The organism is Micromonospora sp. NPDC005172 (genome assembly GCF_040608555.1).
Taxonomy (GTDB): Bacteria; Actinomycetota; Actinomycetes; order Mycobacteriales; family Micromonosporaceae; genus Micromonospora.
Genome location: NZ_JBEXIL010000038.1, coordinates 14235 through 33680 on the forward strand (window position 1 = coordinate 14235; position 19446 = coordinate 33680).

Annotated in this window: 17 protein-coding genes and 1 riboswitch; of the genes, 12 read left to right on the forward strand and 5 right to left on the reverse strand. The window is 70.6% G+C overall.

Features of this window, described 5'->3' with window-relative positions; translation table 11 throughout:
• Nucleotides 1-5: 5 nt before the first annotated feature.
• A complete protein-coding gene (gene fmt, locus ABZV06_RS23355) occupies nt 6-932 on the forward strand; it encodes a methionyl-tRNA formyltransferase (protein ID WP_355624175.1) in 927 nt (308 codons plus the stop codon).
• Nucleotides 929-2365, forward strand: a complete 1437-nt coding sequence (locus tag ABZV06_RS23360; RefSeq protein ID WP_355624178.1) for a transcription antitermination factor NusB — start codon at nt 929-931, stop codon at nt 2363-2365. The genes fmt and ABZV06_RS23360 overlap by 4 nt, the downstream gene beginning before the upstream one ends.
• Nucleotides 2366-2417: 52 nt before the next feature.
• Here the strand turns inward: ABZV06_RS23360 and ABZV06_RS23365 are convergent, their stop codons facing one another.
• Nucleotides 2418-3308, reverse strand: coding sequence for a septum formation family protein (locus ABZV06_RS23365; protein ID WP_355243199.1), 891 nt, complete (start codon nt 3306-3308; stop codon nt 2418-2420).
• 84 nt (nt 3309-3392) lie between these two features.
• A complete protein-coding gene (locus ABZV06_RS23370; RefSeq protein WP_355624181.1) occupies nt 3393-4283 on the reverse strand; it encodes a septum formation family protein in 891 nt (296 codons plus the stop codon).
• 254 nt (nt 4284-4537) lie between these two features.
• Between ABZV06_RS23370 and rpe the strand changes: the two genes are divergently transcribed.
• The 7 genes from rpe (at nt 4538) to ribH (ending at nt 10720) form a co-directional block, all read left to right on the forward strand.
• On the forward strand, nt 4538-5218 hold the full coding sequence (gene rpe / locus ABZV06_RS23375) for a ribulose-phosphate 3-epimerase (protein ID WP_355243205.1): 681 nt from the start codon (nt 4538-4540) through the stop codon (nt 5216-5218).
• A 1-nt stretch (nt 5219) separates the two neighbouring features.
• Complete coding sequence (locus ABZV06_RS23380; RefSeq protein ID WP_355243208.1) at nt 5220-6176, forward strand: response regulator; 957 nt, start codon at nt 5220-5222, stop codon at nt 6174-6176.
• A gap of 78 nt (nt 6177-6254) precedes the next feature.
• Nucleotides 6255-6426, forward strand: a riboswitch (FMN riboswitch).
• Between the two features lie 159 nt (nt 6427-6585).
• Entirely contained in the window at nt 6586-7647 is a 1062-nt protein-coding gene (gene ribD, locus ABZV06_RS23385) for a bifunctional diaminohydroxyphosphoribosylaminopyrimidine deaminase/5-amino-6-(5-phosphoribosylamino)uracil reductase RibD (RefSeq protein ID WP_355624184.1), read from the forward strand.
• 1 nt (nt 7648) lies between these two features.
• Nucleotides 7649-8266, forward strand: coding sequence for a riboflavin synthase (locus ABZV06_RS23390; RefSeq protein WP_355243214.1), 618 nt, complete (start codon nt 7649-7651; stop codon nt 8264-8266).
• A complete protein-coding gene (gene pnuC, locus ABZV06_RS23395; RefSeq protein ID WP_355624187.1) occupies nt 8266-8955 on the forward strand; it encodes a nicotinamide riboside transporter PnuC in 690 nt (229 codons plus the stop codon). The genes ABZV06_RS23390 and pnuC overlap by 1 nt, the downstream gene beginning before the upstream one ends.
• A complete protein-coding gene (locus tag ABZV06_RS23400) occupies nt 8952-10217 on the forward strand; it encodes a bifunctional 3,4-dihydroxy-2-butanone-4-phosphate synthase/GTP cyclohydrolase II (RefSeq protein ID WP_355624190.1) in 1266 nt (421 codons plus the stop codon). Before pnuC ends, ABZV06_RS23400 begins: the two co-directional genes overlap by 4 nt.
• 2 nt (nt 10218-10219) lie before the next feature.
• A complete protein-coding gene (gene ribH, locus ABZV06_RS23405) occupies nt 10220-10720 on the forward strand; it encodes a 6,7-dimethyl-8-ribityllumazine synthase (RefSeq protein WP_151487814.1) in 501 nt (166 codons plus the stop codon).
• Nucleotides 10721-10833: 113 nt separating this feature from the next.
• On the opposite strand, the gene ABZV06_RS23410 is transcribed toward ribH, so the two are convergent.
• From ABZV06_RS23410 to ABZV06_RS23420, 3 genes are read right to left on the reverse strand one after another with little or no spacing between them, the layout of a single operon-like run.
• Nucleotides 10834-11577, reverse strand: a complete 744-nt coding sequence (locus ABZV06_RS23410; protein WP_355624193.1) for an amino acid ABC transporter ATP-binding protein — start codon at nt 11575-11577, stop codon at nt 10834-10836.
• Nucleotides 11578-11579: 2 nt separating this feature from the next.
• Entirely contained in the window at nt 11580-12425 is an 846-nt protein-coding gene (locus ABZV06_RS23415) for an amino acid ABC transporter permease (protein ID WP_355624196.1), read from the reverse strand.
• Nucleotides 12422-13282: an ABC transporter substrate-binding protein gene (locus tag ABZV06_RS23420; RefSeq protein ID WP_355243229.1), complete on the reverse strand. Its 861-nt coding sequence runs from the start codon at nt 13280-13282 to the stop codon at nt 12422-12424. The genes ABZV06_RS23415 and ABZV06_RS23420 overlap by 4 nt, the downstream gene beginning before the upstream one ends.
• Nucleotides 13283-13415: 133 nt before the next feature.
• Here ABZV06_RS23420 and ABZV06_RS23425 point away from each other — a divergent pair, with 133 nt between their 5' ends.
• The 3 genes from ABZV06_RS23425 (at nt 13416) to ABZV06_RS23435 (ending at nt 19248) form a co-directional block, all read left to right on the forward strand.
• Entirely contained in the window at nt 13416-13679 is a 264-nt protein-coding gene (locus ABZV06_RS23425) for a phosphoribosyl-ATP diphosphatase (protein ID WP_089016570.1), read from the forward strand.
• Between the two features lie 45 nt (nt 13680-13724).
• On the forward strand, nt 13725-14570 hold the full coding sequence (hisG, locus tag ABZV06_RS23430) for an ATP phosphoribosyltransferase (RefSeq protein ID WP_355243233.1): 846 nt from the start codon (nt 13725-13727) through the stop codon (nt 14568-14570).
• Nucleotides 14571-14661: 91 nt separating this feature from the next.
• A complete protein-coding gene (locus ABZV06_RS23435; protein ID WP_355624199.1) occupies nt 14662-19248 on the forward strand; it encodes a hypothetical protein in 4587 nt (1528 codons plus the stop codon).
• The last annotated feature ends 198 nt before the right edge of the window (nt 19249-19446 follow it).

Here is a 19446-nt window from a genome sequence, read left to right on the forward strand (position 1 = left end):
CCCGGATGCGCGTGATCTTCGCCGGCACCCCGGCGGTGGCCGTACCGGCCCTGGCCGCCGTCGCGGCCTCCCAGCACGACCTGGTCGCCGTCGTCACCCGACCCGACGCGCCCGCCGGACGGGGGAGGGGCCTGTCCCGGTCCCCGGTCGGCACGTGGGCCGACGAACACGGCGTGGAGGTGCTGACGCCGGCCCGGCCCCGCGACCCGGAGTTCCTCGACCGGCTGCGCGAGCTCTCGCCGGACTGCGTGCCGGTGGTGGCCTACGGCGCGCTGGTGCCGCCGTCCGCGCTGGAGATCCCTCGCCACGGCTGGATCAACCTGCACTTCTCGCTGCTGCCGGCCTGGCGGGGCGCGGCGCCCGTGCAGCACGCCGTCCTGCACGGCGACGAGCTGACCGGAGCCAGCGTCTTCCAACTGGAGCAGGGCCTGGACACCGGGCCCGTCTACGGCACCCTGACCGACGAGATCCGCCCCGGCGACACGTCCGGCGACCTGCTGGAACGGCTCGCCGACTCCGGCGCGGGGCTGCTGGTGGCGGTGCTCGACGCCATCGCCGACGGCACCGCCCGCGCCGAGCCGCAGCCCGCCGACGGGGTGACTCTGGCGCCGAAGCTGACGGTGGAGGACGCCCGGGTCCGCTGGAGTGACCCGGCCTTCGCGGTGGACCGGCGGATCCGTGCCTGCACCCCGGCCCCCGGCGCGTGGACGACCTTCCGCGACGAGCGGGTGAAGCTCGGTCCGGTCGTCCCGGTGCCCGACGGCCCCGAGCTGAAGCCGGGGGAGTTGCTGGTGGAGAAGACGCGGGTGCTGGCCGGCACGGCGACCGTGCCGGTGCGACTCGGCGAGGTCCGCGCCGCGGGCAAGCGGGCCATGGGCGCGACCGACTGGGCGCGCGGCGTCCGGGTGGGCACTGGAGAGGAATTCGCGTGACGGCACCGGAGGGGACCCGCCCGACGCGCTCCGGCTCGTGGGCCGATCGGGGCGGGGATCGGCGACCGGTCCGCCCACCGATGGACCGACCCCGCCGCGCCGCGTACGAGGCGGTGGCGGCGGTGCACCGCGACGACGCGTTCGCCAACCTGGTGCTGCCCATCATCCTGCGCGACGAGGGGTTGTACGGCCGCGACGCCGCCTTCGCCACCGAGCTGACCTACGGCACGCTGCGCCACCTGGGCACGCTGGACGCGATCCTCAGCGACGCATCCGGCCGGGACGTGGCCCGGATCGACCCGCCGGCGCGCGACGCGCTGCGGATCGGCGCGTACCAGTTGCTGCACACGCGGGTGCCCCCGCACGCAGCCGTGTCGTCGACCGTGGACCTGGTCCGCTCGGTCGCTCCGGGTGCCGCCGGGTTCGCCAACGCGGTGCTGCGTGAGGTGTCGACCCGCGACATCGACGCGTGGGTGACCAAGCTCGCCCCGCCCATGGAGACCGACCCGGTCGGGCACCTCGCGCTGGCGTACAGCCACCCGCAGTGGATCGTGCGGGCGTTCTCCGAGGCGCTCGGCGGTGACCTCGGTGAGACGGCCCGACTCCTGATCGAGGACAACGAGCGCCCCCCGGTGCACCTGTGTGCCCGGCCCGGTCTGATCGACCCGGTCGAGTTGGCCGACGAGGTCGGCGGAGCGCCCGGTGCCTTCTCGCCGTACGCCGTCTATCTGCCCGGCGGGTCGCCGGGCGACATCCCGGCGGTGGTCGACGGCCGTGCCCACGTGCAGGACGAGGGCTCCCAGCTGGTGGCCACCGCGCTCGCCGACGCGCCGCTGGACGGCCCGGACGGACGCTGGCTGGACCTCTGCGCCGGCCCCGGCGGCAAGGCCGGGCTGCTCGGCGCGCTGGCCGCGCAGCGGGGCGCCCGCCTGACCGCCGTGGAGGTGGCCGAGCACCGGGCCCGGCTGGTCTCCCTGGCGACCCGGGACCTGCCGGTGACCGTGCTGACGATGGACGGCCGCGAGGTCGGCGGCGACCCGAAGCTGCCGGAGGGCCACTTCGACCGGGTGCTGGTGGACGCGCCGTGCACCGGGCTGGGCTCGCTGCGTCGCCGGCCCGAGTCGCGCTGGCGTCGCCAGCCGTCGGACCTGCCGCCGTTGACCCGGTTGCAGCGTGAGCTGCTGGGCGCGGCGCTGCGGGCGGTCCGGCCGGGCGGACTGGTCGCGTACGTCACCTGTTCGCCGCACACCGTGGAGACGCACGTGACGGTCACCGAGGCGGCCCGTCGCAGCGGCGCCACGGTGGACTTCGTCGACGCCCGGCCGCTGCTGCCCGCCGGTATGCCCGGACTGGGTGACGGCCCGACGGTGCAGCTGTGGCCGCACCGGCACGGCACCGACGCGATGTTCCTCGCCGTCCTGCGCAAGGGCTGACACGACGACGCCCCCGGCCCGAGACGGGGCCGGGGGCGGTACGACGAACGGGTCAGGTGACCGGGAGGCCCTTGTTGCCGGCGTTGCGCATGGAGCGGGTCAGGTTCCGGTCGCTGATCCACAGGAAGCACTGCACGCCGCGGTTGCCGTTCTTCCACTCCTGCTCGTACGGCTGGTAGTAGATCGTTCCGGCGCGAAAGTCGAGCTTCGAGTCGTCCGGCACCTTGGCGTACTTGGCGGTGACCGACTGGCACGCTTGGTGGGTGCGCTTGGTGGTGCGGTTGAATTCCGCGTAGCTGATGTCGGGGGCCTGCCAGATCCCGACGAACTCGGCGTGGTGCTTCGCGGTGCAGGACACCGCGACCATCTCCTCGATCTTGTCCTTGACCAGCTTCGGGTTGAAGCAGCGGTACGCCAGCGGCGCCGCGCCGCTCAGCGCGCCCCGCAGGCTGCCGGTGCGTAGGTCGACGGCGGTGTCGTCGATGCTGGCGATCTCGGTGACGTCACAGCGGTACCAGCGGGCGCCGCCGGCCCAGGCGGGCGCGGACGGCAGCACGACGGTCAGTCCGAGGCGTCCGGAGCGCCAGTCGCCGCCGACCGCCTTGGTGACCTCCTTGTCGCAGCCGGACTGGGCGGCCCGCATGCCCTCCGAGCCCGGCGGCGGGGTCGTGCCGCGCTCCGCCCCGGGGCCGGTGAGTGTGCCGACGTGGACGGTCTCCACCCGGTGCGCCTCACTGCACTCCATCGGGTTGTAGCCGCTGAGGAAGCCGACCTGCTGGGAGGAGTGGTGGCAGACACCCGCGGCGGGGACGAACTGCTGCGCCGCCACCGGCGCCGGCCAGTCGTCGACGAGGTTCCGGTCGACTCCGGCGGGCGCGCCACAGCCGCTGAGCGCCAGCGCCACCGCCGCGCTCCCGGCAACCGCCGTCAACCACCGTCGCATCGTTCGACCTCCCGCCGCTGGTGACCTCCGGCCGGCCCCAGCCGGCCGGTAGCGCCACGGCGCAGCAGCATACGGCACCATGGCTCAGATGGCGGGGAGTCCCTCGGGGCCGGCGCCGCGCAGCGAACGGGTGAGTTTGCGATCGTCGCTCCACAGGAAACAGCGCACCCCGCGGTCGCCCTCCTCCCACTCCCGCTGCGACGGTGGGTAGTAGATGGACCCGGCCCGGTACGGCAGCTCGCTGTTGTTGGGCACTGCCACGTACGTGGCGATCAACGCCATACAGCGCCGGTGGGCCTGCTCGCCCGCGCGGGAGAAGGCCGCCCAGGTCAGGTCCTTCTCCTCGTAGACGCCGACGAACTCGGCGCGGTGCGGCTCGGTGCAGAGGACCGGGGCCATGTAGTTGAGGTTGTCGCCGATGAGCTTGGGATCGAAGCAGCGGTGTGTCAGCGGGCTGTCGCCGATCAACGCGCCGCGCAGGCTGCCGACCCGGTTCACCGGCCGGGTGTTGTCGATGCTGTCGGTCTCGCTGAGGTCGCAACGGAACCACCGTGCGCCTCCGGTCCAGGCCGGTGCCGTGGGCAGCGAGAGGGTCAGGGTGAGCCGCGCCGCGTGCCAGTCGCCGCCGAGCACCTCCCGGGCCCGCTGGTCGCACTCGGAGCGGGCCGCGCGCAACGCGGTCGTGCCGGGGCCCGGCCGAGCCCCGGCATGCGCCGCCGGGCCGGTGAACGTGCCGACGTGGATCGCCTCGGCGAGGTGGCTGTGGGCGCAGTCCACGGTCTCGTACGTGCTGGCCTGCACGACCGAGGTGATCCGGGGCAGGCAGGTGTCGGTGGCCGGGGTGAAGGGTCGTGGAACCCGCAGCTCCGGCCAGTCGTCGGTGAGATCACCGTCCGCGCCCCGCGCCGGCGCGCAGCCGGACAGCAGCATCGTCGTGACGCCGACCAGCGCCAGCGCTGCAAGCCACCGTCGCATCGTCCGCCCTCCCGGGAGCTGGCGACCGGTCGCCGCGCCCCGCGGCGCGACCCCGGCGGGCGTGGAGCCTACGGCACCGTCCCGCTTGGAGTGTCGTCGCGTTTGGGTCGATCGGCCAGCCACTGATGTCTGTTCGTCCGGAATCGATGGCCCGGACCGGCTTATTCTGCACTACTGGTCACTGCTGGATCACAGCGTGTCGGAGTTGGTGCCGTGCTGCGGGCGGCGGGTGGCCGCGTTCGTACACTGGCCCCGTGACCGTACCGCCGCCGATCGTCGCGCCGAGCATCCTGGCCGCCGATTTCGCTCACCTCGCCGAAGAGGTCCGTGCCGTCGAGGACGCCGCGGACTGGTTGCACGTGGACGTGATGGACAACCATTTCGTGCCCAACCTGACCATCGGACTGCCCGTGGTGCAGAGCCTGCGGGCCGCCACCACGATGCCGTTCGACGTGCACCTGATGATCTCCGATCCGCGCCGCTGGGCGCCCGGGTACGCCGACGCCGGGGCGTACAACGTCACCTTCCACGCGGAGGCGGCCGACGACCCGGTGGCCCTGGCCAAGGACCTGCGCTCGGCCGGCGCGAAGGCCGGACTGGCCATCGACCGGGACACCCCGATCGAGCCGTACCTGGACCTGCTGCCCAGCTTCGACACCCTGCTGATCATGACGATCAAGGCGGGCTTCGGCGGTCAGCGGTTCATCCCGCAACTGCTGGACAAGGTCCGCGCCGCCCGCCGGCACGTGAACGCCGGGCACCTGGAGCTGCGCATCGAGGTGGACGGGGGGATCGCCGCCGACACCATCGAGCAGGCGGCCGCCGCCGGTGCCGACGCGTTCGTGGCGGGGACCGCCGTCTACGGCGCCGCCGACCCGGCGGAGGCGGTCCGGCACCTGCGGGCACTGGCGGAACGCGCGGCGCCCGAGGCCTGAGGTGGAGCCCGAGGTCGATCGCAAGGACGTGATCCTCGTCGTGGACGACGACGAGGACATCGCCCGGTTCGTCGAGTTCAACCTGCGGTTGCACGGCTTCGAGGTGATCCACGCCAGCGACGGTCAGGAGGCCCTGGAGATCATCGAGCGGCAACGGCCGGACCTCGCGGTGGTCGACCTCATGATGCCCCGTGTCGACGGTCTGGAACTGACTCGGCGGCTGCGTGCCGACCCGATGACCTCCGCCCTGCCGGTGATCATGTTGACCGCCAAGGGAATGACCGTGGACAAGGTCCACGGGCTCAGCGCGGGCGCGGACGACTACCTGGTCAAGCCGTTCGACACCGCCGAGTTGGTGGCCCGGGTCTCCTCGACGCTGCGGCGCAACAAGGAGTTCCGGGAGGTCTCCCCGCTCACCGGACTGCCTGGCAACAGCCGCATCCGTCGGGAGATCAGCGACCGGGTCCGCCAGGGGGTCGACTACGCGGTCGGCTACATCGACATCGACCGGTTCAAGAGCGTCAACGACCGGTACGGCTTCGTCCGGGGCGACGACTTCATCTCCGCGCTGGCCCGCAGCCTGCACCGTGCGGTGGTGGCGGTGGGTCTGCCGCCGGCCTTCCTCGGCCACGTCGGCGGCGACGACTTCGTGATCGTCTGCGCACCCGACCAGGTCCGCCCGCTCACCTCCCGGGCGGTGGTCGACTTCGAGAAGTCCGCCGACACGCTCTACGACCCGACCGACCGCGAGCGCGGGTTCGTCGAGTTGAAGGACCGACGCGGCAACATCCGACGGGCGGCCCTGGTCACGCTCTCGATCGGCGTCTCCCTGTCCGACGCCGGCAAGCGCTTCACCGACCCGCTCGAGGCGATCGCGGTGGCCTCGGAGATGAAGACGGTCGCCAAGAGCCAGCCGGGGTCGTACGTCGCCGTGGACCGGCGGCGCGGTGTCCCCTGAGGCGTGATCCCGCTGTGAAGTAGCTCGCCTCGATAACGACACACCGGGTTCGGCGTGTAAGACTGCGAAGTACCCACCACGCGCTGGCGGGACTCGGTGAAATTCCGAACCGGCGGTGATCCACGGTCAGACCGTGGTCAGCCCGCGACCCGGACGGCTTCGGCCGCACGGTGGACCTGGTGAAAATCCGGGGCCGACGGTTGGGAGCGGTTCGTCCGCGCCCAGACAGTCCGGATGGGAGACAGCGCGCGGGACGGACGGGTCCGAGCCGGCCGCTGGCTTCAGCGTGCCTGCCGCCCTTCCCGGGGCGGCTGTGCCGTACCCGGAATCCGCCGCCGCCTGCCCGCGGTCCATGCCGCCTCCCTGACCCGCCCGCGCGCACCGGCGAGTGAGAGGGCAGGGCAGGGCGATGGCCAGCGTCTCCGTCGACGAGGCGATGCGGCGTGCGATCGAGCTGGCGGCACGCGGGCTGGGTACCACCAGCCCGAACCCGGTTGTCGGGTGCGTGCTGCTCGACGAGGACGGCCAGGTCGTGGGCGAGGGCTTCCACGCCTACGCCGGCGGGCCGCACGCCGAGATCGTCGCCCTGGCGCAGGCCGGGCGGCGCGCGAAGGGCGGCACCGCGGTCGTCACTCTGGAACCCTGCGACCACACCGGCCGCACCGGCCCCTGTAGCACCGCGCTGGTCCAGGCCGGGGTGGCCCGCGTGGTCATCGCCGTGCCGGATCCGAACCCGGTGGCCTCCGGCGGCGCCGCCACGTTGCGCTCCGCCGGGCTCCAGGTGGACCTGGGGGTACGCGGTGACGAAGCCGAGGCCGGAAACGTGGCCTGGTTGACCTCGATGCGCCGGGGCTGGCCGTACGTCATCTGGAAGTACGCCGCCACCCTGGACGGCCGGTCCGCCGCCGCGGACGGCACCAGCATGTGGATCACCTCGGAGGCGGCCCGGATCGACGTGCACGCCCTGCGCGGCACCGTCGACGCGGTAATCGCCGGGGTGGGCACCGTGCTCGCCGACGACCCCCGCCTGACCGCCCGGAATCTGCGCGACGGCAGCCTCGCCATCCGGCAGCCGCTGCGGGTGGTGGTGGACAGCTCGGGACGTACCCCGGTCGACGCCCGGGTCCGCGACGGCGCCGCGCGGACGTGGATCGCGACCGCCGCCGACGTCGGCGCGGGTCCGGACGGCCGGGTCGACCTGCCGGCGCTGCTCGCGGCGCTGCACCAGCGCGGCGTCCGTGCGGTGCTGCTGGAGGGTGGGCCCCGGCTGGCCGGCGCGTTCCTCGCCGCCGGGCTGGTGGACAAGATCGTCGGGTACGTCGCGCCGCGGCTGCTCGGCGCCGGCCCCACCGCCCTGGTCGACGCGGGAGTGACGACCATCGCTGAGGCCATCGATCTGGAGTTCGTCGACGTTACGCAGGTCGGTCCGGATCTCCGGATCACCGCTTTGCCCCGCAAGAGGGAGGCCTGACATGTTCACTGGCATTGTCGAGGAATTGGGCGAGATCGTGCGCGTCACGGCCACGGCGGGCGATTCGGCGCTTCTCGCCGTGCGCGGGCCGTTGGTCACGTCCGACGCCCGCCACGGTGATTCCATCGCCGTCAACGGTGTCTGCCTGACCGTCGTGGACGCGACGGACGGCGTCTTCACCGCCGACGTCATGGGCGAGACCCTGCGCCGCTCCGCGCTGGGCGCGCTGCGCCCCGGCGACCCGGTCAACCTGGAGCGGGCCGCGGCGCTGGGCAGCCGTCTCGGCGGGCACCTCGTGCAGGGCCACGTTGACGGCGTCGGCGAACTGATCTCCCGGGAGCCGGCCGAGCAGTGGGAGACCGTGCGGTTCCGGCTCCCCGCAGGGCTGTCCCGCTACGTCGTGGAGAAGGGGTCGATCACCATCGACGGCGTCTCGTTGACCGTCGCCGAGGTGGGCACGGACGAGTTCGCCGTCGGGTTGATCCCGACCACCCTGAAGCTGACCACCCTCGGTGCGAAGCACGTCGGCGACCCGGTCAACCTCGAGGTCGACGTGGTGGCCAAGTACGTCGAGCGGCTGCTGGGCAGCCGGCTCGCCGACACCGGTGAGGTGGCCTGATGAGCGCCCTCGGTTGGCTGCTCGACGCCCAGGTGCAGGTGGCCGGCTCGCCGGTGCTGGTCCGGGAGATCGTCGGCAACGCGTTCGGCCTGATCTCCGCGCTGCTCGGGCTGCGTCGGCTGGTCTGGGCGTGGCCGGTCGGCATGATCGGCAACGCGCTGCTGTTCACCGTCTTCCTCGGCGGGGTGTTCGCCACCCCGCAGGCTCACGACCTGTACGGGCAGGCCGGCCGGCAGGTCTTCTTCTTCCTCGTCAGCGTCTACGGCTGGTGGCGGTGGCGACGCAACAGCCGCGCCGACGCCCAGCACGCCGCGGTGCTGCCGCGCTGGGCCACCGGTCGGGAGCGGCTCGCGATGCTGCTGGTCGCCGTCGTCGGCACCGCGGCGGCGTACCCGCTGCTCAAGGCGCTGGGCTCCTGGGGTCCGCTGCCGGACGCCTGGATCCTCACCGGCAGCCTGCTCGCCACCTACGGCATGGCCCGCGGCTGGGTCGAGTTCTGGCTGGTGTGGATCGCGGTGGACGCCGTCGGCGTGCCGCTGCTGCTGCGCGGCGGGTTCTACCCGTCGGCGGCCATGTACCTGGTCTACGGCGCGTTCTGCGCCTGGGGCTTCGCCGCCTGGTGGCGCACGTCGCGCGCCACCCGGCCGGCCACCGCACTCCCGCCCACCTACACGGAGGCCGTCGCATGAGCAGCTTCGCCGACATCGAGCAGGCGGTCGCCCAGATCGCGGCCGGACGGCCCGTCGTCGTGGTCGACGACGCGGACCGGGAGAACGAGGGCGACCTGATCTTCGCGGCCGAGTTGGCCACGCCGGAACTGATGGCGTTCATGGTGCGCTACACCTCGGGGTACGTCTGCGTGCCGTTGACCGAGAGCGAGGCCGACCGGCTCGACCTGCCGCCGATGCACCACACCAACCAGGACCGGCGCGGCACCGCGTACACGGTGACCGTGGACGCCCGGGAGGGGATCAGCACCGGCATCTCGGCGGCCGACCGGGCACACACGATCCGGCTGCTCGCCGCCGCCGCCACCGACCCGACCGACCTGGCGCGTCCCGGTCACGTCGTGCCGCTGCGCGCCCGCGAGGGTGGGGTGCTGCGCCGGCCAGGGCACACCGAGGCGGCGATCGACCTGACCCGGCTCGCCGGCCTGCGCCCGGCAGGCGTGCTCTGCGAGCTGATCAACGACGACGGCACCATGATGCGGTTGCCGGATCTGGAGAAGTTCTCCGCCGAGCACGGCCTCGTGCTGATCACCATCGCCGACCTGATCGCCTACCGGCGGCGTACCGAGAAGCAGGTCGAGCTGGTGGCCGAGGCGCGGATGCCGACCCGGCACGGGGTGTTCCGGGCGCTCGGCTACCGCGCCGAGCACGACCCGGCCGAGCATGTCGCCATGGTCATCGGTGACCTCGGCGACGGCCAGGACGTGCTGGTCCGGGTGCACTCCGAGTGCCTGACCGGGGACGTGTTCGGCTCGCTGCGCTGCGACTGCGGACCACAGTTGGACGCCGCGCTGGCCCGGGTCGCCCGCGAGGGCCGGGGCGTGGTCCTGTACGTGCGCGGCCACGAGGGGCGCGGCATCGGGCTGCTGCACAAGCTCCAGGCGTACCAGTTGCAGGACCAGGGCCGCGACACCGTGGACGCCAACCTGGACCTGGGTCTGCCGGCCGACGCGCGCGACTACGGCACCGGTGCGCAGATCCTCTACGACCTGGGCGTGCGCTCGATGCGGCTGCTGACCAACAACCCGGCCAAGCGGGCCGGGCTGGAGGGCTACGGGCTGACCATCACCGGCCGTGAGGGTCTGCCGGCCGGCGCGCACCCGGAGAACCTGCGCTACCTGCGCACCAAGCGGGACCGGATGGGTCACCTGCTGGACGAGTTGGACGAGATGTCCGAGGCGCCGCTGGGGCGTCCGGTCGCCAACGACGAGATCGGAGCATGACGATGGCGGGTTTCGGTGAGCCGGGAGTCGACGCGGTGGACGCCGCGGGGCTGACCGTCGGCGTGGTGGCCGCGCGCTGGCACGGCGACCTGACCGACCACATGCTGGAGCGCGCGGTCGCGGCCGCCGAGGCGTGCGGCGCGCGATCCGTGGTCGCCCGCGTCGCCGGCTCGGTCGAGCTGCCCGTCGTCGCCCAGGCCCTCGCGCGCCGCTGCGACGTGGTGGTCGCGCTCGGCGTGGTCGTGCGCGGCGCGACCGCCCACTTCGACTACGTGTGCCGTTCGGTCACCGACGGGCTGACCCGGGTGGCGTTGGACGAGGGCAAGCCGGTCGCGCACGGTGTGCTCACCGTGGAGACCATCGAGCAGGCCCGGGACCGGGCGGGGCTGCCCGGCTCGGCGGAGGACAAGGGCTGGGCGGCGACCGTCGCGGCGCTCGACGCCGCGCTGGCCGTGCGTACGGTCGCCGCCGGCAACGCCCAGCGGGTCGGCTTCGGCGGCTGACCGCCCCTCGGTCGGCCGTCCGCTCTCCGGCGGTGGCCCGGCCTCGGGCGGTGGCAGGGTCTTCGGCGGTGGCCGGGCCTCGGGCGGTGGCCGGGCCTTTGGTGTCCGGCTCGTCAGAGGCGGCCGGCCTCGATGATCCGGCGCAGGAACTGGCGGGTCCGGGGCTGCGTCGGCTCGCCGAGCACCTGCTCCGGCGGGCCGCTCTCGACGACGCGCCCGGCGTCGAGGAAACACACCTCGTCGGCGACCTCGCGGGCGAAGCCCATCTCGTGGGTGGCCAGCACCATGGTCATGCCGTCGGCCTTCAGATCCCGGATCATCGTCAGCACCTCGCCGACGAGTTCCGGGTCCAACGCCGAGGTGACCTCGTCGAGCAGCATCAGCCGGGGCGAGTTGGCCAGCGCCCGGACGATCGCCACCCGCTGCTGCTGCCCACCGGAGAGACCGTCCGGATAGGCGTGCGCCTTCGCGCCCAGACCCACCCGGTCGAGCAGGTCGCGGGCCTGGGCCTCGGCCTCGGCACGGGAACGTCGGTGCACGCGCCGGGGCGCGAGGGTGATGTTGTCCAGCACGCTCAGGTGCGGAAACAGGTTGTACGCCTGGAACACCATGCCGATCCGTCGACGTACCCGGTCGGCGTCGACACGCGGGTCGGAGATGTCCTCCCCGTCCAGCTCGATGGTGCCGTCGTCCACCTCGTCGAGGAGGTTCACGCACCGCAGGAGAGTCGACTTGCCCGACCCGGACGCCCCGATCAGGGCCACCACCCGGCGCTCGGCGACCGTCAGGTCGAGCCCGTCCAGCACGACGTGGCCCCCGTACTCCTTGCGCAAGCCACGACAGCGCAGCAGCGTCACGGTCAGCCTCCCGACTGCCGACGGGCCGAGCGCAGCGTCACCCAGTCGGTGACCGCGATCAGCGGGATCGCGAGCAACACGAACAGCACGCCCGCCACGACGTACGGGGTGTAGTTGAACGACTGGGCGGTCGCGATCTGGGCGGCGCGTACCGCGTCGATCGGACCGGCGAGCGAGACCAGCCCGACGTCCTTCTGCAGGGCCACCACGTCGTTGAGCAGCGGTGGCGCCACCCGGCGGACGGCCTGCGGCAGCACCACGTGCCGCATCGTCTGCCGGTAGGTCAGACCCAGCGAACGAGCCGCGGCGAGTTGGCTGGGGTGCACCGACTCGATGCCGGCCCGGAACACCTCGGCCAGGTAGCCGCCGTAGGTGAGCACCAGCGCGATTCCGCCCAGCACCAGCATCGACGGCATGCCCCGCAGCCGCAACCCGGGCACGCCGAGGGTGAGTAGGTAGAGCACGATGATCAACGGCAGGCCGCGGAACGTGTACGTGTAGCCGGCGGCCAGCGCCCGTACCGGAAAGAAGATCGGGCCGCGCAGCGTCCGCAGCACGGCGATCACCAGCCCGAGCAGCAGCGCGCCGGCCGCGCAGCAGACCAGCAGCCGTACGTTGAGCCAGAGCCCGTCCAGTACGGCCGGCAACGCGTCGGCGGCGATCCTCGGGTCCAGGAACGATCGCCGTACCCGGTCCCAGCCCGGCGCGCCGGTCACCGCGACCACCAGCAACGTGCCGAGCGCCGCCGTGGAGGAGGCCGCGATCAGCACGCTGTAGACGGTCTGTCGACGCCGGTACGCCGACCGCCGGACCTGCGCCGCGGAGGGGGTGTGGTCCCGCGGCGTCACTTCAGCTCGGCCGCCCCTGCCACCTGCGCGAGCCACTTCTGTTCCAACTCCCTCAGCGTGCCGGCCTCGCTGAGCTGACCGACCGCGCCGCTCACACAGCGGGTCAGCGGTGAGTTCTTGTCCAGCAGCAGCCCGAACACCTCCGGCACGCCCACCTGCGGCACCTGCCCGACGATCACCGCGTCGGTGATCTCCGCGCCGGTGATGTAGAAGGCCGTCGGCAGGTCCACCACGAGACCGTCGATCTGCCCGTTCTGCAGGGCCTTCTTGGCGTCGTCGTTGCTGTTGTAGACCTGCGGCTTAGCCGTCGGCTTGATCACCTCGGTGATCGCCTGGTAGCTGGTCGTGCCCACCTGGGCGCCGAGCTTGGCGCCGCGCAGGTCGGCCAGGGCGGTCTTGCCGGCAATCTTCGACGACTTGAGCGCGATGACGGTCTGCCGCACCAGGTAGTACGGCGCGGAGAAGTCCACCGCCTGCTTGCGCTCCTCGGTGATGGAGAACTGGTTGATGTCGAAGTCGAAGCTCTTGGGGCCGGGCGCGATCGCCGTGTCGAACTTGACCCGCGTCCACGTGACGTCGCCCCGGGCGTAGCCCAGCTTCTCGGCCACCGCGTACGCGACGGCGGCCTCGAAGCCCTCCCCGTTGTCCGGCTTGTCCTGCCGGAACCACGGCTCGTAGGCCGGCTGGTCGGTGGCGATGGTGAGCTTGCCCGGCGTACGGGTGGGCAGGCTGTCCTTGGCGCAGGACGGAGCGGCGGTGACGGTGGGGGTCGGTTCGTCCTGCGGCGCGCATCCGGCGATGGCGGCGACGACGGTGCCGGCGAGGGTGAGCGCGATGAGACGCGAGCGGCTGGCCATGGCGGACAGCGTAAAGCTCAACGAGCATCGATCGAAGATCTTCCCACCGCGATGGTAGGGAATTGTCCGCCTGCTGGGTTGGGTCGGACCCGGACTCGGGGCCCCGGCCCGGCGGCTGGAAGAATCGTTCCCCGTGAAGACGTTCGAGGAGTTGTTCGCCGAGCTGCAGGCCAAGGCCGCCGCCGGCACCCCGGGCTCGGGCACCGTCGCCGCGCTGGACAAGGGCGTGCACTTCATCGGCAAGAAGGTCGTCGAAGAGGCGGCCGAGTCGTGGATGGCCGCCGAGCACGAGGGGCCCCAGCGCACCGCCGAGGAGATCTCCCAACTGCTCTACCAGGTCCAGGTGCTGATGCTCGCCAGCGGTCTCGAACTGAAGGACGTCTACCGACATCTGTGAGTGCGCCCCGTCGTTGATCAGAATCGATCGAAGGAGCACTCCGTCATGTTGCGTGTCGCCATCCCCAACAAGGGCACCCTCGCCGAGCCGGCCGCCCAGATGCTGCGCGAGGCGGGCTACCGCCAGCGCACCGACCCCAAGGACCTCGTCTGCCGCGACGAGGGCAACGACGTCGAATTCTTCTACCTGCGTCCCAAGGACATCGCCACCTACGTCGGCTCCGGTGACCTCGACCTCGGCATCACCGGCCGCGATCTGCTGATCGACTCGGCCGCACCCGCCGAGGAGGTCGTCGACCTCGCCTTCGGCCGGGCCACCTTCCGCTTCGCCGCCCGCCCCGACGACATCGCCTCCGTGCAGGAGCTCGGCGGGCACCGGATCGCCACCGCCTACCCGGGGCTCGTCGAGCGGCACCTCGACGAGGCGGGCGTCAAGGCCGAGGTCATCCGCCTCGACGGCGCCGTGGAGAACGCCGTACGCCTCGGTGTCGCCGACGTGATCGCGGACGTGGTGGAGACCGGCGCGACGTTGCGTCAGGCGGGCCTCGTGGTGTTCGGCGAGCCGCTGCTGCTCTCGTCGGCGGTGCTGGTCCGCCGTGCCGGCGCGCCCGCCCACGCCCAGGCCGAGCAGCTGATGCGCCGCCTGCACGGCGTGCTGGTGGCCCGCCGCTACGTGATGCTCGCCTACGACGTGCCGGCCGGTCTGCTGGACCGGGCCAGTGGGCTGACCCCCGGCATCGAGTCACCCACCGTCTCGCCGTTGCACCGCGAGGGCTGGGTGGCCGTGCAGGCCATGGTGCTCAGCGACGACGTGCACCGGATCATGGACGAGCTGTACGACCTCGGGGCCCGCGCCATCCTGGTGACCAACATCCACGCCTGCCGCCTCTGACTGCTCGCCGGCTTGGTCGGACCAGTGCCCCAGCAGTCGACAGGCCGAATGATGGCGCCCGTACCCACGCGCACGAGGGGAATAGACGGTCATGGACGAATGTCGTGAGTTCTCGCTGACCTGGCTGCCGAAGGGCGTGTATGTGAGCCTGGAGCAGGGCTCGGTGCCGCTTGAGGTGTTCCAGGCCCAGGCGGTACCCGGCGCACACCTGCTCCACGTGGCACCGGAGGCGGTCGGGTCCGCAGTGGTCCGTGACGTGCTGCTGGCGCAACCGCTGGCCGTGGTGGCGCAAATGGTAGACGGGTCGGCAATGTCAGTGGTGACGAAACTCGACATGGCCGGCGCAGTCGCTCGGGCGGACAAGCTCGGCCTGCCCGTACTTGTCCCCGGTGATCGGCTCGCTGGGAGTCCGCCTGAGCGGGTGGTAGTGGCGATCGATGCCCAGGGACGTCCGGCGCTGGCGTCGGCTGACGCGGAGTACGTACTGGTATTGCCGGACCCTCATCTGCTCACCGAGCATCCGGCCACCGATGGTGACCTTGGCGGCGGCCTGCCGCAGGTACTGACCGGCCCACCAATGCTCAGCCAGGTCCGGTTGATCGAGGCCGACCGGGCCGAGTTGGGCATCCCACGGCCCATCTTGGACAACCTCATCGACCGGGTCGGCGGCATCGCTGGTATCGACGAACTCACCACCGTGGTCGGAGAGGCTTCGCCTGTCGTGGGTGAGGTGAACGGCCTGCTGCGCGCCCTGATGGCCCTGGAACCCGGTGAGGCTGGGCTGGTCACGATCGGCGCGCGCGGCGACGAAACTGCCGCGACGGTGCTGGCACTACAGTTCCCCGGAGGCGTCGGACTCCTACACGACACCCCATCGGGCCTACGGGCCGCGACTCTGCCTCGACGGCCGGGCGCCCTGAGCATCGCTCCCGCCCGAATGTCGAACAAGGCCACCGCCCTGGCGACCACGCCGCTTGAGGCCGTCGTCTCGGACAGTGCTGCGCTCGCGGTCACCTACCTCGAGCGTCCGGGCTTGAGACTTTTGACCTCTGATCAGGGTGCGCAAATTGCCGCCGCTGATGCCTTCCACGCCGCCGACGACGAATACCCGGTCTTCGTTCACGGCGACCTGGACGGCCCTGGCCTCGGCGAGCGACTTCTCACCGTTGTCAAGCTATGGGAAGTGATCGCCGCAGACCCTCGATCACACGGCAAGACGATCGTCCTCGTGCAGTGTGGCGCGGCCGAAACACCTACGATTCTTGACGACTTCGCCGCCAGACTGTTCGCGACGCTTGCACCGACGTACCCCCGGGTCCTCGCTATGGGCGGCACCGCCTACGTGCAACATCTCACGTCCGCAGCGACAGACGATGAGCGCACCGAGGTGCTGGTAGGTCGCACGGTACTCGACGCCGACGGTCGTCTACGCCTCTTCTCCTGGGGCTGGGTTCGTGAGTACATCGACGCCCCGCAGGCGCCGGCGGTGCAGGGACACCGGACCGCAAAGGTAATCCAACACCGCCCGCGGTTGTCGGAGGCTCGACGTGGTCTGGGAGTGGCGCTGACCGACGACCACGGTCGAGTGCTCGTCGGCGAACAAGCCCCCACAGCCGGCGCGCTGGACTCTCTCGCCCCGTCCGTCGATGACGTCCCCACCATCACCGGCGTGCCGTTTCCGCTGCACGGCACGTCCCGGCGCTCGACTGGCAGCATACCGCTCAACCGGGCTTACAACGACGTGAACGAGGCTCGCGTCAGAGTCGACGACGCCGTCGATTCTTTGCACGGATTGGCCGTCGAGGGAGAATTCGAGCCGCTCGTCGAGGCCACCACCTTGTTTCTGCGGACCCGCCACCTGCAAACGCAAAATTCCACCACAATGGAAGACGAAGTCTTCGAGCACCACGTTGCGTTGAATAGGGTATTCGAGCAAACATGGGACGGGGTGGTAAATCAAGCCAAAGTGGTCGTTCAAGACCTGCGCCAGAGAGCAGCCGAGCTCGGGCGCCAGCGAAACACCGATCTGGAGCAGCTACGGACAGGGGTGTGGGGGGATCATGGGGCGCGCGACAGCTTGACGCAATTGGTGGTGCGGTGGATCCCTCGGTCGCATCACGATTTCGCTCGACAGCTGCTTGAGTACATCGATCTGAGCGGCCGGCCAGCGCGGAACAGGCAGCAGCAAGCTGCTTTCGTCAGGCTAGGTCGTGAGTTGCAAAATCGTGACAGTCCTCGCGTGTTGCTGAGTACCTTGTTGAGGGCCGTCAGTGATGCAATGCAGAGGCAGATCACGACGCTTGAGCGGAACGCCACGCAGATGGACGGGTTGGCCGACGTTGTGGCGGGGGGCAAGACGTTCGAGGATACCTGGCGCCGCGTATCACGCGACGTCGCCCGCGATGTCATCGCCGAGGTGAGGCGGCGTCTGCGATATGGGCCGTCCAACAATTACCGCACCGCCGACAAGTATGGCCGTCGAGTGTCCAATTTAGTGAATGATGAAATTCGAAATGAATCTTATCTTCGGCAAAGCGTGAGCGATTTGAGTTTGCTTCAAAGGAGGGGTTGGAACGCCTATATGGCCACTTGGTTCCGCGGTGGGAACTGTGAAGAGTATGCGTCGGTAGCATTCTGCCTGCTGTGGAATAAACCGCAGATGCGGGGCGTTCCCATAACCGTGGTTTGGCACCCTGTCGAACATGTGTACGTCCTGGTTGGTCACCCCGGGCACCCGAATTCGTTGGTTGTGGACGCCTGGCCGTGGTCGCCCAGTTCGACCACCGTCGGTCACTACTTCCTCAAGATGAAGGGGGCGATTCCGAAACTCAACGCATTTCCCGACCAGGGCAGCGAGGATCTCTTCGAGGTTGGCCGCCGCCTGACGCAGCGGCTTCCAAAGCCGCCGGAGTTTCGGGAGGTGCCAGCTGGATCGCAAGGGCGAAGCGCGCGGGGTCTGAACGGCTACTGGGATGTGACCTATTCGCATGATCAAGAGCTGGGTAGCGCGAACAGTGACAGTGAGACCGAAATTGATCAAGCGCGAGTGTCGGCTGTCCGCGCCACACGCTTCGGGTGGATTGGCGTTGACGTGGAGACGCGGGAGGTGCCGTCCGACTACACGAACGAGTTGCTGCACGCGCAGTACCCTTGGCTGGCCAACATCAATCCGGGTCGTGACGCTGGCGGCGCTTACGCGACCAACTGTGTCATCGCGGCACTGTCGGTGGATTTGTCGTTCCGGGAGAATGGGCTCGTCTACGAGGCCGCGACCACCCCGCCGTTGCTCGGCGATGATCTGCTCAATTATCAGCAGCAAGTGTTGGGGCTGACCGGTGGTCAGCAGCGGGTGTACGAAATTCCGACCATCGAGTCGGCGCTGCAGGCGCTGCGGAGGGCTCTTCCCGGATCGCGGGCATTCATCACCGTGGGCCGGCCCGAGGGTCAGGTCAGCCACGTCCTTGTTGGCATCCGCGATGAGCGTGGAGTCGCCGTTGTCGACCCACAGACCGGTCTGTTGGGTCGGCTGCCCCTCGACAGGTCCTTGTTGACGCTCATTCCGCTGTCGGACGAGATCCAACGTCCGACACAGCCGGTGAGTGTGGAGGCGGTCGGGCTGCCGAGTTGGTCGGTGCGGTTGTCCGGTGGGGTCGCCGAGCAGCATCCTAACGTGTACGTGATCGGCAGGTCCGCCGCGCCGGCATTGCAGAAGTTGATCTCGCAGTTGGCTGGGGCGGCCGACGTCGACCACCCGGTGGTTCTACTCGCCTCCGCGCGTCCTGGCGCGTCCGCGGACGAGGCGGACATCAAGGCTCTGAACTATCTGCTCGAGCAACTCGCACAACGTGACCGACTGCCGGTCGTGGTCGCCCGCAACGCGATCGACGCCGAGTTGCTCATCGTGGTCCAGCGTTACGGCGCCACGATTCTGAACCCGACCCTGCGACGGCCCGATAGCGTCAGTGCCGGTCTTGAGTCCTCCTGGTGGGAGGCCACCCCGTCCGGGCGCCTCTGGCCGGACATCACTCCCGATGCCCTGCGCGTTGCCGCCGCACTCGCCCGCCGCACCAACGTCGTCACGCGAATCGACGACACCCTCGGCGAGCTGATCTGGGCGCCCGACCTCACCACCGCCCGTCGTGTGTTCGCCAAAGCGCGCGAGCGCTGGTCAGCGCAGCACATGCGGGACAGCCTGGCCCACGTCGAGCAGATGATCGAACGGGTACCCGACCAGCCCGACCTGAGCCGCTACGCACCGATCCTCGAGTTCGGCGCGACAGGCCACGCCGACATCGTCTTCGACTACGCCCTGGCCGACGCGGCGGACAAACCCGCGACACTGCTCACCGCTGTGGGCACACTCGACACCGCCGGACAGCTCAATGCCGACCTTGACGGCGGCCTCACCACCGGACGCCTGGCTGCCATGGTCGCCGCGGTCGGCACCACCGACATCAGCGCATCAGTGCTCACCGTCATCGACGACATAAAGGCAGGACAGTTCGCCGACGCCAACACCTTCATCGAACTCAACCGCGGCCGACTAACCCACGAACAGAAACAACACTGGGTCCAGGCGATCGCCGACCTGCTTGAGTTCCCCACGATGCAGAACAACGGAGAGCAGAAGTTTGGCGACAAACTCCTGGAACTCGCTGAGGGCGTCCTGACCTGCTGATCATGCTCTGAGCCCAGCTGACCACCCTGGGCGCCACGGTCGTCGTCATCGAACTCGACCAGGGGCGCGCCGACGGCGCTCGCGCCAGCCTCGACCCGTGCAGGCTGGGGTGCCGGCGACGTGATCTGCGACGACGGATCCTCGGCCAGAACACTGGGTGATCCCCGTCGGTGCCTCGGCGGGTGGTGCGTCCCGCGC

Coding starts and splice junctions, on each gene's coding strand:
- fmt (WP_355624175.1), top strand. CDS start 6: ATGCGCGTGATCTTCGCCGGCACCCCGGCGGTGGCCGTACCGGCCCTG.
- ABZV06_RS23365 (WP_355243199.1), bottom strand. CDS start 3,308: ATGCGACGGTGGTTGACGGCGGTTGCCGGGAGCGCGGCGGTGGCGCTG.
- ABZV06_RS23370 (WP_355624181.1), bottom strand. CDS start 4,283: ATGCGACGGTGGCTTGCAGCGCTGGCGCTGGTCGGCGTCACGACGATG.
- ribD (WP_355624184.1), top strand. CDS start 6,586: ATGGCCAGCGTCTCCGTCGACGAGGCGATGCGGCGTGCGATCGAGCTG.
- ABZV06_RS23390 (WP_355243214.1), top strand. CDS start 7,649: ATGTTCACTGGCATTGTCGAGGAATTGGGCGAGATCGTGCGCGTCACG.
- pnuC (WP_355624187.1), top strand. CDS start 8,266: ATGAGCGCCCTCGGTTGGCTGCTCGACGCCCAGGTGCAGGTGGCCGGC.
- ABZV06_RS23400 (WP_355624190.1), top strand. CDS start 8,952: ATGAGCAGCTTCGCCGACATCGAGCAGGCGGTCGCCCAGATCGCGGCC.
- ribH (WP_151487814.1), top strand. CDS start 10,220: ATGGCGGGTTTCGGTGAGCCGGGAGTCGACGCGGTGGACGCCGCGGGG.
- ABZV06_RS23420 (WP_355243229.1), bottom strand. CDS start 13,282: ATGGCCAGCCGCTCGCGTCTCATCGCGCTCACCCTCGCCGGCACCGTC.
- hisG (WP_355243233.1), top strand. CDS start 13,725: ATGTTGCGTGTCGCCATCCCCAACAAGGGCACCCTCGCCGAGCCGGCC.
- ABZV06_RS23435 (WP_355624199.1), top strand. CDS start 14,662: ATGGACGAATGTCGTGAGTTCTCGCTGACCTGGCTGCCGAAGGGCGTG.